14 protein-coding genes are annotated in these 13,808 nt (G+C 56.2%); 11 read left to right on the top strand and 3 right to left on the bottom strand.

Features of this window, described 5'->3' with window-relative positions:
* Positions 1-223 precede the first annotated feature (223 nt).
* Together EST62_RS00455 and EST62_RS00460 are read right to left on the bottom strand one after the other, a co-directional pair.
* A complete protein-coding gene (locus EST62_RS00455) occupies positions 224-2,299 on the bottom strand; it encodes a sodium-translocating pyrophosphatase (protein WP_129050151.1) in 2,076 nt (691 codons plus the stop codon).
* Between the two features lie 233 nt (positions 2,300-2,532).
* Entirely contained in the window at positions 2,533-2,808 is a 276-nt protein-coding gene (locus EST62_RS00460; protein ID WP_129050152.1) for a hypothetical protein, read from the bottom strand.
* A gap of 116 nt (positions 2,809-2,924) precedes the next feature.
* Here EST62_RS00460 and EST62_RS00465 point away from each other — a divergent pair, with 116 nt between their 5' ends.
* A complete protein-coding gene (locus EST62_RS00465) occupies positions 2,925-5,336 on the top strand; it encodes a sodium-translocating pyrophosphatase (protein WP_129050153.1) in 2,412 nt (803 codons plus the stop codon).
* 128 nt (positions 5,337-5,464) lie between these two features.
* Here the strand turns inward: EST62_RS00465 and EST62_RS00470 are convergent, their stop codons facing one another.
* A complete protein-coding gene (locus EST62_RS00470) occupies positions 5,465-6,403 on the bottom strand; it encodes an endonuclease/exonuclease/phosphatase family protein (RefSeq protein WP_371414662.1) in 939 nt (312 codons plus the stop codon).
* 35 nt (positions 6,404-6,438) lie between these two features.
* On the opposite strand from EST62_RS00470, the gene EST62_RS13705 reads away from it, so the two are divergent.
* The 10 genes from EST62_RS13705 to EST62_RS00515 all read left to right on the top strand — a co-directional run bounded on the left by EST62_RS13705 (position 6,439) and on the right by EST62_RS00515 (position 13,474).
* Positions 6,439-6,594: a hypothetical protein gene (locus EST62_RS13705; protein WP_245153368.1), complete on the top strand. Its 156-nt coding sequence runs from the start codon at positions 6,439-6,441 to the stop codon at positions 6,592-6,594.
* Positions 6,595-6,668: 74 nt separating this feature from the next.
* Positions 6,669-7,832: a site-specific integrase gene (locus EST62_RS00475; protein ID WP_129050155.1), complete on the top strand. Its 1,164-nt coding sequence runs from the start codon at positions 6,669-6,671 to the stop codon at positions 7,830-7,832.
* A 13-nt stretch (positions 7,833-7,845) separates the two neighbouring features.
* Positions 7,846-9,231, top strand: coding sequence for a hypothetical protein (locus tag EST62_RS00480; protein WP_129050156.1), 1,386 nt, complete (start codon positions 7,846-7,848; stop codon positions 9,229-9,231).
* Between the two features lie 142 nt (positions 9,232-9,373).
* Positions 9,374-9,667, top strand: a complete 294-nt coding sequence (locus EST62_RS00485) for an AlpA family transcriptional regulator (RefSeq protein WP_129050157.1) — start codon at positions 9,374-9,376, stop codon at positions 9,665-9,667.
* Between the two features lie 4 nt (positions 9,668-9,671).
* The gene (locus EST62_RS00490; protein WP_129050158.1) at positions 9,672-9,947 is read left to right on the top strand and encodes a hypothetical protein; all 276 of its coding nucleotides are present in this window, start codon (positions 9,672-9,674) and stop codon (positions 9,945-9,947) included.
* The gene (locus tag EST62_RS00495) at positions 9,944-11,221 is read left to right on the top strand and encodes an AAA family ATPase (protein ID WP_129050159.1); all 1,278 of its coding nucleotides are present in this window, start codon (positions 9,944-9,946) and stop codon (positions 11,219-11,221) included. Before EST62_RS00490 ends, EST62_RS00495 begins: the two co-directional genes overlap by 4 nt.
* Positions 11,222-11,456: 235 nt before the next feature.
* Positions 11,457-12,464 carry a DUF6371 domain-containing protein gene (locus tag EST62_RS00500; RefSeq protein ID WP_129050160.1) on the top strand — a complete coding sequence of 336 codons (1,008 nt, stop codon included), beginning with the start codon at positions 11,457-11,459 and terminating at the stop codon, positions 12,462-12,464.
* A 103-nt stretch (positions 12,465-12,567) separates the two neighbouring features.
* Complete coding sequence (locus EST62_RS00505; RefSeq protein WP_129050161.1) at positions 12,568-12,798, top strand: hypothetical protein; 231 nt, start codon at positions 12,568-12,570, stop codon at positions 12,796-12,798.
* Positions 12,773-12,988, top strand: a complete 216-nt coding sequence (locus EST62_RS00510) for a hypothetical protein (RefSeq protein ID WP_129050162.1) — start codon at positions 12,773-12,775, stop codon at positions 12,986-12,988. The genes EST62_RS00505 and EST62_RS00510 overlap by 26 nt, the downstream gene beginning before the upstream one ends.
* A gap of 33 nt (positions 12,989-13,021) precedes the next feature.
* Positions 13,022-13,474, top strand: coding sequence for a hypothetical protein (locus EST62_RS00515; RefSeq protein ID WP_129050163.1), 453 nt, complete (start codon positions 13,022-13,024; stop codon positions 13,472-13,474).
* Positions 13,475-13,808: the final 334 nt, after the last annotated feature.

A 13,808-nucleotide genomic window follows, 5' to 3' on the forward strand; every position in this document is an offset into this window, starting at 1 on the left:
AGAGCCGTCCCTACAGTTATGAACGACAGATTTTGCCGAAGAAAATCATGTTCATTATCCGTGTGCGGTATCGATCCTGATACAGGAGGCTCGCAATGACGGGAGATTCAAAATTGTTTACTTCTTCGCCTCTTCTTTTCAGTCATCTAAAATCCAGCACAAAAAAAAGCCCTCCCGGCGCGATTACCGGGAGGGCTTTGGAGTTTGATGCCTGTTGCGCTCTTCAGAGCAGCGGGGCGATGACCAGCGCCACGACGGCGATGAGCTTCATCAGAATGTTCAGGCTCGGGCCGCTGGTGTCCTTGAGCGGGTCGCCGACCGTGTCGCCCACGACCGCCGCTTTGTGGGTCTCGGAACCCTTGCCATAGAACACGCCGTCGAACTCGATGCCCCCTTCGATGCGCTTTTTAGCGTTGTCCCACGCGCCGCCCGCGTTGGACTGGAAGATCGCCATCAGTACGCCGGACGAGGTGACGCCGACCAGAAGGCCGCCGAGCATCTCCTTCGAGGTGAAGCCGACCGCCACCGGCACGAGCACACCAAGCAGGCCGGGCAGGATCATCTCCCTGATGGCCGCCTTGGTCGAAATATCGACGCAGTGGGCGAACTCGGCGGGTGCGGTGCCTTCCCGCAGGCCGGGGATTTCGTTGAACTGGCGCCCAACCTCGCGGATCATGTCGCCAGCGGCGCGGCCCACGGCGCCCATCGCCATGGCGCTGAAGATAAAGGGCAGCATGGCTCCGATGAGCAGACCGGCCATGATGACCGGCTGGGTGACGTCGAGAGCGCCGATGTGAGCCTGCTGGCGGAAGGCCGCAAAGAGAGCCAGGGCGGTCAGGGCGGCGCTGCCGATGGCGAAGCCCTTGCCGATGGCGGCCGTGGTGTTGCCAACGGCGTCGAGCTTGTCGGTGCGTTCGCGCACCTCTTTCGGCAGGCCGGCCATTTCGGCGATACCGCCGGCATTGTCCGAAATCGGGCCGTAAGCGTCAACGGCGAGCTGGATGCCGGTCACGGAGAGCATACCGAGCGCGGCCACGGCGATGCCGTACAGTCCCGCGAAATGCGACGAGGCGACGATGGCGATCGAGAGTACGATAACCGGCAGGCCGGTGGACATCATGCCCAGGCCGAGGCCGGCGATGATGTTGGTAGCCGAGCCGGTGATGCTCTGCCGGGCCAGGCCCACGACCGGCTTGTTGTCTGTCGAGCAATAGTACTCGGTGATGATGCCGATCAGAACGCCCGCCACCAGGCCGATGATGACCGCATAGAAAACATTGAGCGAAGAGTAGGCGACACCTTCGGCCACCCAGCTCGCGGGAAGCATTTTGTCGATGATGAAGTAGCTCAAAATGGCCATGATGATCGACGCGCCGAATTCGCCCATGTTGAGGCCGTGTTGCGGGTTGCCGCCCTCCTTGACCCGCACGAAGAGGGAGCCGACGATCGAGACGATGATGCCGACGGCGGCGATGACCAACGGCAGCAAGACCGCCGCGACGGGGCTGATGCCCATGCCGCTGAAGACCGGCACGAAAGCCGCGCCGAGCACCATGGTGCCGATGATCGCGCCGACGTAGCTCTCGAAAAGGTCAGCGCCCATGCCCGCCACGTCGCCGACGTTGTCGCCGACGTTGTCGGCGATGGTGGCCGGGTTGCGCGGATCGTCTTCGGGGATGCCCTCATAGACCTTGCCGGCCAGGTCAGCGCCGACGTCAGCGGCCTTGGTGTAGATGCCGCCGCCGACGCGAGCGAACAGCGCGATGGACGACGCGCCCAGCGAGAAGCCGGAGATCAGGTTGATCACTTCGGCCACGTCGGTGAACATGCTCGAATAGATGATGAAGAGCGTGGAGAGGCCCAGAATGCCGAGGCCGACCACGGACAGACCCATCACCAGACCGCCGGAAAAGGCGATGTTGAGCGCATCGGCCAGGCCGGTACGAGCTGCGTTGGTGGTGCGGACGTTGGCTTTGGTGGCTACTCTCATGCCGAAAAAGCCTGCAAGCGCGGAGCAGAAAGCGCCCACGATGAAGCTGACGGCGATGATTGGCGAGGTGCCGGGACGGCCGCTGTTGGCGAAGCCGAGAAGAATGGCTACCGAAATGACGAAGATGATGAGCACTTTGTACTCGCGTTTCAGGAACGCCAGTGCTCCATCTGCAATGTGGCCCGCGATGGTGGCCATCGTTTCGGTGCCTACATCCTGGCGGGAAATCCACGATGCCTTGAAGAAGGCGTACAACAAGGCAAGAACACCACTTAAGGGAATGGCATACAGAATGGTTTGTTGATCCATGTTTTTATAATGTTAGGATTGTTTGTTTATCTGTGTCGAAAGGCGTAAAAAAAGAACGCAGGGCTTGCCGGAAGCCGTTGAGGCAGGCGGGGGGGGAAGCTCGCGATGGAGGCTTCGATGGAAAGGCAGGCTTGACCATGAGAGTGTCATATCGATCATAACGATTGAAAATGTACACTTTATTGTCCGCTATTCATAAAATTTGTCACTGCTGAGGCAGAGTTTTCAATGGATCAATCCGGAGACGGATCAACTTCGGGGCAGGAGAGGCGAGCGAATCGGTGCTGGTTCCGGGGTCTCGATTCCGAAAGCGGCGGGTTGTACTCATCCGGTTTTGCAAGCTCTTTTCGGGGTGATTTTTTCTCATGGTCTCTGTTTTGTTTTTCTTTGTGAAGCGTATGATTATATGCGATTATATCGATATAAAATCTTTTGTTTATAGCTCTGCTCTGAGCACTTTCGAGTTCCTGATTTTTGGATGAGATACCGGAAAAAGATGCTATGTTCATCTATCCTGTTTTTCGGCAGGGCTGTTCTTTCTCATCATCGTTTTCGTGGTCTCATAATGCTCCTGCTGTCGGCAGTCTTTCTGTATCTCAGTAACACAGAGAATCAAATCAGAGCAATGAAAAAGCCATCAAATGTTAAGTGGGTCGTCGGGGCCGCATCGGCGCTGGCGGGTCTTGGGGTTTTGCTTTACGCGCCACAAGCGCAGGCAAGCGAAGCCGATCTGGTATTGCCGAATCTCAGCTCCGTTACCTTTTTGGGCGGGATTTCGGGATCCGCGTTATTGATGTGGGGTCTTGCTGTTTGTCTTTTTGGAATGGTTTTCGGTATTGTACAGTACATTGGCATTCGCAAGCTTCCGGTGCACGATGCCATGCGGGAGATCAGTGAGCTGATCTACGAAACCTGTAAAACGTATCTCATTACCCAGGGGAAATTCATCCTCGTTCTCTGGGTGCTGGTTGGCGCGATTATCGTGGCCTACTTTGGCTGGTTGCGCGAACTGGCCGTGTCGAAGGTTGTTTTCATTCTCGTTTGCAGTCTCATCGGCATCGCGGGTAGCTACACGGTCGCCTGGTTCGGCATGAGGATCAACACCTTCGCCAACTCCCGCACGGCGTTCGCCAGCCTCGGCGGCAAGCCCTTTCCGACCTACGCCATTCCGCTCCGCGCGGGCATGAGCATCGGAATGCTGCTCATCAGCATCGAGCTATTCGTCATGCTCTGCATCCTTCTCTTCGTCCCTGCCGACTACGCCGGGCCATGCTTCATCGGCTTCGCCATCGGCGAGTCTCTCGGCGCGTCGGTGCTCCGCATCGCTGGCGGTATCTTCACCAAGATCGCCGACATCGGTTCCGACCTGATGAAGATCGTCTTCAAGATCAAGGAGGACGATGCCCGCAACCCCGGCGTTATCGCCGACTGCACCGGTGACAACGCCGGCGATTCGGTTGGGCCGACCGCCGACGGTTTCGAGACCTACGGCGTGACCGGCGTGGCGCTGATCTCCTTCATTTTGCTCGCCATCAAGGATCCGGTTATCCAGGTCTCCCTCCTGGTCTGGATTTTCGCCATGCGCCTGGTGATGATTCTCGCCAGCGCGGCCTCGTACTGGCTCAACGATTTCGTCGCCCATATCAAGTATGGCAATGTTTCCGAGATGAACTTCGAGAAACCGCTCACCTCTCTGGTCTGGCTTACCTCTATGGTTTCGATCGCGCTCACCTACGTCGCGTCGTATCTGTTGATTTCCGGCCTCGGCGACGGAACCATGTGGTGGAAGCTCGCTTCGATCATCACCTGTGGCACCATCGCCGGAGCGCTGATTCCGGAGCTGGTCAAACTCTTTACCTCGACGGAGTGCGCCCACGTGCGTGACATCGTGCAGGCATCCAAAGAGGGCGGCGCGCCGCTGAACATTCTCTCCGGCCTGATCGCGGGTAACTTCAGCGCCTACTGGATGGGGCTGGCTATTCTCCTGCTGATGGGAGCGGCTTACCTTATCAGCGAAATGGGACTGAACCTGCTCATGTTGGCGCCATCGGTATTCGCGTTCGGCTTGGTGGCGTTCGGCTTTTTGAGCATGGGGCCGGTCACTATCGCCGTGGACTCCTACGGGCCGGTGACCGACAACGCCCAGTCCGTCTATGAGCTGTCGCTGATCGAAAATATTCCGGATATCGAACTGGAAATCGAGCGCGATTTCGGCTTCAAGCCTGACTTCGAGAATGGCAAGACCTACCTCGAAACCAACGACGGCGCGGGCAACACCTTCAAAGCGACCGCCAAACCGGTGCTGATCGGCACGGCGGTAGTCGGCGCGACCACCATGATCTTTTCGATCATCGTCATTCTGACGCAGGGGCTGACCGCCAACCTCGACAAGCTCTCGCTGCTCAATCCGCCCTTCCTGCTCGGCCTGTTGACCGGCGGCGCGGTGATCTACTGGTTCACCGGTGCTTCGATGAACGCCGTGACCACCGGCGCGTACTACGCCGTCGAGTTCATCAAGAACAACATCAAGCTTCAGGGCATCGAAAAAGCCTCCATCGACGACAGCAAGCGGGTGGTGGAGATTTGCACGAAGTTCGCGCAGAAAGGGATGATCAACCTGTTCCTGGCCATCTTTTTCAGCACGCTGGCCTTCGCCTGCCTCGATCCGTTCTTCTTCATCGGCTACCTGGTCTCCATCGCGCTTTTCGGCTTGTACCAGGCGATCTTCATGGCTAACGCGGGCGGCGCGTGGGACAACGCCAAGAAGCTGGTCGAAACGGAGCTCGACGCCAAGGGCACCGAACTGCACGACGCCACCGTGGTGGGCGACACCGTGGGTGATCCGTTCAAGGACACCTCGTCGGTGGCGCTGAACCCGATCATCAAGTTCACCACGCTCTTCGGCTTGCTGGCCATTGAGCTGGCCATCGGGCTGAAGCACGAGCTGGCGATCACGCTTGCCGCCATCTTCTTTTTCTGCTCGCTGGTGTTTGTTCATCGCTCCTACTACTCGATGAGGATTTCGGCCAGCAACTGAGAGATGAAATCGAAATCCTGACCGGTAACAGCAGGGTTCCGGAGGGTCGCCAATGTGCGGCCCTTTTTTTGTCGTGTTTCGTGCCGACGTCGAACAGAACATGCCCGGTTTGCTCAAAGCGTCGTGGATCAGTGCATGAGGTCGATCCGGAGCAAGAGCGGCAGGTGGTCGGAGTAGCCGCCTTTGAACTTGCCTCGTTTGTAGGTGGAGTAGAGTCCTTTTCCGTGCCGCTCGAACATTTCGGGAATGGAGAAGACCCGGAAAGCCCGGTTGTCGATCGAAAGTCCGTTGCCGTCGAGCAAAGCTGGGGAGACGAGGATGTGATCGATCCGCTCCCAGTGATTCCGGTAAAAGTAACTTCCCGGAAATGATGCGTCACGCCAGCAGTTGTAGAGCAGGCGACTGGCGGAGCGCCGAGCTTCATTCCGGTCGAACGATGAGCCGAGTGTTTCCCTGACCGAGCGGTCTGCGGGATGGTCGTTGAAATCGCCCATGACAATGATCTCCGCCCGCGGGTCGCGGGTTCTGAGGCTGTCAACGATGCGCCGGGCGACTCTTGCGGCGGCGATGCGGCTCGGCTCGCTCCACCGGGCGTCGAACGAGCGGGACGGCCAGTGGTTCAGCACAACGGTAAACGGATGGCCGGAAGCCCTGAACCCGGCGGCAATGACGTACCGGGTGCCGCGTCCATCTTGGAGCCTGACCGTGTAGGGCTTCGATCCGGTGAACTTTACCGTTGCCGGGTTCCACGCCAGCCCGATGTCGATGCCGCGCGGATCGGGACTTTCGCGGTAGTCGATGGCGTAACCGGCGCGGTCGAGAGAGGCCAGCGTTCCGGCGAACACCTGCCGGTTTTCGGTTTCGGCCAGCGCCACGATGTCGGGATATTTCCCGTACTCGCGATCCGCCTTGATCGCCCGGAACACGCGAGCGATGCGCAACCGTTTCAGCAGCAGCTTTTTTTTCGTCCACTGCCGCTTGCCCGCTGGAGTGAACTCCGTGTCGTCCACGCCAGGATCGTCATGCGTGTCGAACAGGTTCTCGACGTTCCACCACAGAATCAACACCTCTTTTCCGTTGTTTGTGTAATACCTTCTTTTCCTTGCTGTTAGCTCAGATGCTTGAGCCGTTTCTTTCTGATATTTTGCTGTTGTATGCTGTTCTTTTGCTGTTAATTTGCTATTATGAAAAGGTAGCAGCAAGAATAACAGCAGAAAAAGGGCTGTTTTGGCAGCTTTCAGGGCATAGGATGGCGTGATAAAAGCCTGAAAAGAAAGGAGTTGCTGACATTCCATTTTGCTGTTGAGTCGAGCATCAAAAACAGGGGGAAGCATGGATATTGTATCTGTCAAGTTGGCGAAGCGGAAACAGGGCAAGAGCGGGCGGGTGAGCTTGTACCTTGTCTATTACAAGGGCACGGTTCCGGGGCCTGATGGGAAGGTGAAGGCGCTCAGGGATTACGAATACCTGAACCTCTACCTTGACGACAAGCCGAGAACATCCGCCGAAAGAGAGCATAACAAGAAGATACTTGAGCTTGCCAATTCGATCAAGGCAAAGCGGGAACTTGAGATCAAGAACGGGCAGCACGGCTTCGATGCCGGGGTGAAAGGGAAGTCTCTGTTCCTTGAATACTTCAAGGCTGAGTCTGAGGGCAAGAACCGGCCTGATGGTACGGGCAACTGGTACAGCACCCTGAAGCACCTGACCGGCTTTGTTCAAAAGCGGTACTCTTCGAGAGTTACCTTTCGAGAGATCGATAAAACCTTTTGCGAGGGCTTCAAGGATTATCTCGGTAGCGATGCAACGACAAGGACAGGGAAGGGGCTTTCGACGGCTTCACAGGCGGCCTATTTCGGGAAGTTCAAGGCATGTCTCAACAAGGCGGTCAAGGACGGCATTCTTCCCGCCGATCCTGCAAAGGGGGTAAGCCGCCCGAAGATCGTTTCGCACAAGCGGGAATACCTGACTTTCGATGAGCTTCAGGCAATGGCAAAGACCGAGTGCAGGAATCCAACCTTGAAACGGATGTTCCTGTTTTCATGCCTGACAGGGTTGCGCTTCTCAGACTGTCATAAACTGACCTGGGGCGAGGTGCAGCAGTATGGCGACGGCTGGCGGATCGTGTTTCACCAGCAGAAAACGAAGGGTTTGCAGTACCACGACATTTCACAGCAGGCGCGGGAGCTGATGGGCGAACAGGGCGCGGCTGATGAGCGGGTGTTCTTCGCCATAAGCAAGTATTCCGCACACCTGAGTATCGTGCTCAGGGAGTGGGCGTTGAAGGCTGGCATTGCGAAGCACCTGACGTTTCATAGCGGACGCCACACTTTCGCCGTGTTGCAGCTTGAGAACGGCACGGACATTTACACCCTGAGCAGGCTATTAGGTCACAGGGAGATCGAGGTAACGGCTATCTATGCCGATATTCTGGACAAGACGAGGCGCGAGGCGATGACGGCGCGGATTCCTGAGCTTTCAGGGCTGAACATTTAACAAGGGCGAGAAGATGGGCGAGGCCACAAAACTAACGGAAGCAATCCGCATGATTTGGCGTGATGCCGCTTTGGTCATGGTCAAGATGATGCGGGAAGAGGTTGCCGAAACGGGCAGTAAGGGGGTTGAAGAGTGGGCGGATGAGGTGGAAGCGTTCGCCACTGGCTTGATTCCGCCGTTTGACGGCAAGGCCATTCGTGAAGGAACCGGCTGGACTGATGAAAAGGTTCTGGGCGTCTTGATAGATTCAGGGCGCGTAAGAACCTCATTGCTGCAAGGCATGGCGGCAAAATATCCGGGCGCTCGTGATGCGTTGACAATGCCGGGGAAGCGCACGATATGGAAAGATGAGTTCATTGAAGAACAGGAGCGGAATGATAAACGTCCGGGGTTTCCCGTGGCTCCTGATTACAGGGCTTTTCAGGCGTACACGCTACTCATGTCTATTACCGGGGAAGAATCTCGACAGCAGAGCAGGCCAAAGATGGACGAATATCAGGAGTGGGGGATCGAGGAACGCACTGCAATTGAGTTGGCGCTGTCTGAATACGAGGCCAGACTTAAAGACCTCTCCCCCGATCCACGGCAGCGGTTCATAGACCGGCTATGCCATAAGATTGAGGGCGCGGAAGGGGATGCGGGAAAGCTCAGGATAGTGGCGAATATGCAGAAGCAAATCCCGGCGCTGTTTGAGCCAGCAAGTTCGGCGTTTATGGCTATTTGGGAGAGATTCTTTCGGCCTATTGAGGCGCTACCGGAGGCAGAGTATTTAAAGCTCACGTTTGAGGCCTATGCTGAAAGGAAAAAGGCTTACGTCGCCGGACTTGGTGAAGATGACCGGCAACTGCTTGAGACTGAACCAGCAGAGAGGAGCCGGAAGTCATGGGAGAACCTGACGGGCTACCTCGATGACCACAAACTGTATATGTACCTGCCAATCCTTATTGAGGCTGTATCGGGGCGATTTGAGCGGACTGGCGACGGTGGGGACGTGTTGCGGCGGCTTGAAGCGCTTCAGGCCAAAGAACAGGCGGCGGACGGCGCGCCGGATCGGCAGTTCATCGGGTGGAGCGGTACACCTGGGCAGCTCGAACGGCTTGCCGATGAGCTACAAAAGGAGAAATTCGTTGCCAGTACGGAAGCTTTCACGGTTCAGTTCATGGACACAGGGGCGACGGTTGAAGAGCCTTGTAAGTGGCTGAATACAGATCGATCATTAGGTTATCTTATTGATCGGTTAATCCACAAAGAAGCGATTCCGAAAGAAACGAACACAACGAAAACAGCGATAAAGCATTTTCTCAGGAAAGATGGAAGCAAAATTTCTGACAGTTTAGACCAGAACCGAAGTAACCAAAAGAATCAGGCAAAAAAGCAGGGGCTTCGATACTATCGATAACATCATCAACAAGGCGTTTACGTGAATTCGTTTACCATTCGTTTACTAAACGGATAGTCTATTCTTTCCCCTACCCTACCTTCCGATTTTACACCCATAGACAACGGCGCAAGCCGATTTTCTCAACCAAGAAAATGAGACTATGGGACACGAAGAATACAAACAACTCGACGACAGATTGCAGCGGATCGAGAACTTGCTTGTTCTGAACAAGATGGTTCTCAACATGCACGAGGCGGCACTCCTTACGGGCCTCTCGCTCTCGCACTTGTACAAGCTCACGTCCACAGGCGGAATCCCGTGCTACAAACCAACGGGCAAAGCGATTTATTTCAACCGCGAGGAGATTGAGGCGTGGATGCTTCGGGGCCGGAAGGCTACCGCCGATGAGATCGAAGCGGCGGCATGTACTCACGTTACCTTGAAAGGGAGGTGAGGCGATGACTGGAAAAAAGAAAAGCCTCACGGGGCGAATCGTGAGGCCTGGAAAAGGAAAAGCTGATGGGCGAGACCAGCGAGGACAGTTCCAAAATACGCAAAACCCGCGATTCAAGCAATACCACGATAGCCCTGAGCAATACCGGCGCGATATGCGGCGGATGCTGGCCGATGCCTTTGTGATGGCGCAGAGCTTTCCGGCGCGGCTCAGATTCAGTTATTACGTTGATCGGAGCGGCAAGCTCATTCCGAGAGCTGAAAGGAGGGCCGCAGGATGAACACCAACGAGTACTACGAAGCAATCGATCAGGCCGCCGAATACCCGCCCGAAGAGATATTCACAGGCGGAGATCAGGCCGAGATCGCCAGCGTCAATGACGAATTGCGAACAATGTTCACGGAGGGCAGCACGATGAAGGGTGTCACGGATGAGCTGCAAAGGCTGGCGAATCAGAACCAGCCGGACGGCTTCAAGCGCGAGGCCGAAGCAACGGCTACCGGCGGACGGTATCGGATACTCAAGGCTGAGTCCATGAACGATGCAATAGAGCGAGCCGCTACTCAACCAGTACCGAACATGCTTTTCTCGGAATGCTGGTTCGAGTACGAAGTGTGCTTCCTGTTTGCCGATACCGGGCTTGGGAAAAGCATTCTGGCCGTCCAAATCGCCGACGGAATCACAACGGGAAAGCCGATGCCGGGGTTCAAGATGCAGGCGAAGCCTCAACCAGTTGGGATTTTCGATTTCGAGTTATCGGGAAAGCAGACTCAGAACCGATACAGCGACAATTACGAAGAGAACCACAAGTTCTCAGAGCGGCTATATCGGCTACACGTTGACCGTGACAAGATCGACAGCGACGGCACGGTCGAAGACAACCTCAAGGCCGATATTGAAACGTTTATTCAGGAAACCGGGGTGCGGGTGCTGATTATCGACAACCTGACGTGGATAAAGACCGAGACCGAGAAGGCTAAGGACGCCTTACCCTTGATGAAATATTTGAAGGGCTTGCAGCGGGCTTACGGGCTATCTATCCTCTTGCTGGCGCATACTCCGAAGATTGCCGAGAGCACGCCTATCAGCGTCAACGACATGGCCGGATCGAAGCACCTGATGAACTTCGTTGATTCAGCGTTCGCAATCGGTAGGAGCCACAAGGACGCGAGCTTGCGGTATCTCAAACAGGTCAAAGTCAGAGCTTGCGAGGCGGTGTTCACCTCTCACAATGTCGCCGTTATGCGGATCGAGAAAGACCATAATTTCACGGGTTTCCGAGTGGTGGACTACTCGACGGAGTATGACCACCTGAAACCGCTCAAGGAGATCGAGCAGGAAATCACGAACCAGAAAATCCTTGACCTCAAACGCGAGCATCCAGAGTTATCAACCCGGGTGATTGCGGAGAAGGCAGGCACGAACCACAGCCGCGTCCGGCGGGTGCTCAAAAGCCTTGAGCCGGAACAGAGTGAGCCGGTGCAGCTTGTGCGGATGGAACCGGGACAGGGGCAGTCCGTCGAGCATGACGACGATTTCAGGGGGATGTTCTGATGCGGTGGAACACTGTTCCACCTTGTTCCAGTCACTTATTCAGCAGTGACGCGGGTTTCGGGGGTTTTGGAACAGAACATTTTTTGTGTTCCACTGAGTGTTCCACTGAGTGTTCCACTGGCGGCCCGGTGGTCGGTGGCGCGTGGAACAGAGTGGAACAACACAACTTGTTCTGTTCCAAAAGTGCCTCTAAGCCTTTGATGGCGCGGTTTTCCGGGTGGAACAAGGTGGAACAGTGTTCCAGAATAGAGGCGCGGCGATGACCAATGCCACACTACAGGCCGTCCGTGAGCGGCTACCTGACTACGTGGCCGCCGTCACCACCAAGAGCAAGGGCGGCTTTTACACGTGCCCCTTGTGCGGTTCCGGCACTGGCCCCAATAAGTCCGGGGCGTTCAGGATTCGAGGCGAGAAGTTTCGCTGTTTCTCATGCGGGCGCGGCGGCGATGTTCTGGACTTGCTGGGAGAGGTCGAGGGCTTGCCGGACTTTCGAGACCGTGCGCGGCGAGCTTCGGAGCTGTTCGGGATTGATGGCAGCGTGACGGCAGCAGGGGCCGCGCCAGTCCGCCGGGAGTCGAGGCCGGAGCCTGAACCGTCGTTCATTCCTGATGAGATCATGCGCGGCAGTCTTTCGGGCTACGGGCAGAATAATTTCGCGGCGTGGCTGGTAGGGGTGTTCGGAGTGATGCGAGCCTATGAGGTCGCCAACGCCTATTCGGTCGGCACGTCACGCCATTGGCCGGGCGCGTGTTGCTTTTGGCAGATTGACGAAGCCGGAAGGGTGAGGCGCGGCAAGGTGATGCTCTACAATGCCGAAACGGGCCGAAGGGTGAAAGAGCCGGGAAACATGATTGCCGGAGTGCATTGGTTGCTGGAAATGCCCGACAGAAAGCCGCCAGCCTGTTTATTCGGGCTGGATTTGGCCGCGAGCAGCTCGAAGCCGGTTGCCGTCGTGGAATCGGAGAAGTCTGCCATTATCGGCGCGGGGTTCGTGCCGGGGTTTATCTGGACGGCGACAGGAGGTAAAGGAACATTGAGCCGGAAGATGCTCGAACCACTTCAAGGCCGCCGGGTTGTGCTGTTTCCAGACTTGGGGGCGTTTGATGACTGGACGGAGAAAGCCGCCGGATGGCCGGGCGTGGAAGTCTCGGAATTGCTCGAAGGCCGCGCCACTGCCGAAGATCGAGCCGCCGGGCTGGACGTGGCTGACTATCTGTTGAGAGAGCATGGTATCAGCGCATGACACGGGCCGAGATCGTTGATTGTGGGCCGATTCTGAGCATTTTTTGTAGGCTGAAAAGCCTGAAAAGTATTGTGAACACTGAGAAAAAGGAGGGGGACACCCCATGAGTAAAAAAAGATTACAGACGCTTGGCGATGTACGGCGCTATCTGGCCGGGTTGCTAAACCGATACGAGGCCAAAGAGATAGACGAAACACACCTCAAGGCGGCGGCCTACGTCGCCAACATCCTGACCAGCACGATCAAAGATTCAGAACTGGAAGAGCGCATTCAGAAACTTGAGGAACAACTAACCGAGGGTGGCGGCAATGGCAAGTATCGAGCAGCGAGTTAAGGCGCTGGAGGGCGGCGCGGCGGTGCGGGCCTCACAGCAAGCGGATAAACCGACAATCGATTACACGAAGTTATCGGATGAGGCACTCGAAGAGCTTAGGGCGGCGTTCAACGAGTTCGGCGAATGCGATTACAGGAAGCTGTCCACTGAGACGCTCGAAGAGATCGTGGCGGCAAGAATTGCGCAGTAGCACGAAACAAATTAATCGTAACACGAAATAAGCATGAGGAAAAACGACAATAGGGTTAAGCAGCTCGAGACGGCGCTCAGGAGTCGCGCCACACGACAGCCGCAGATATTGACCATTGCCTCAGAGGGCTGGGCGTATCGCCTTGTGGACATTTACAGGCTTACGGATTGTCCATACGAAGGACGAAACAAGGAATATCTTGGCGGGGTATCGCTTGCAGAGCTGGCGCGGCGGGCAGGCGTGGAGCCTTACGGGAAGCTGACGGGCGATGAGATGACCGATGAGGATTACCGGGAAATACTTCTCGAAGAGGAAGAGTGTGAGGCGAAGGGCTGGGTGTGCGCACCGGTTGGTGATTTTTCGTTTTTTGCGTGGTTCGCTTGGATTGACGGGAAGTTTACCCGCGTCGCCGAGCTTCGATGTCTCGAAGGTTTAACACCGGAACAGAATGCAGAGCTTGAGCGGCGAGAAAGGTCACGCCATTGAATTTCGGAAGGTTGTTTTCACCATCGAGAGCCGGGCAACTCCCGGCTTTTTTTTGTGGCCAGATTCGGGGGATTTTGAGCTTCTTTGCTGCTCTCTTGCTGCTGCTTGGCTTTTGCTGTTCTTCTATACGCTTGTCTGCAAATCACTTAGCTCTATTGCTCCACATTCCACCACAGAACCACTACCGATCGGGGGTGTTCTTTGCACATTCCGTTTCGCGACGGCGTGGCTAATGAGGTCAGAAGCAGTAATACGAGCGCGAATATCCTTGGGATGTTCATGAGTATCCTGAACTGTTGAGCATGATATGGGGACTCATTTCTGGTAGGGGAAG

This window comes from Chlorobaculum sp. 24CR, assembly GCF_004118635.1.
Taxonomy (GTDB): Bacteria; Bacteroidota; Chlorobiia; order Chlorobiales; family Chlorobiaceae; genus Chlorobaculum.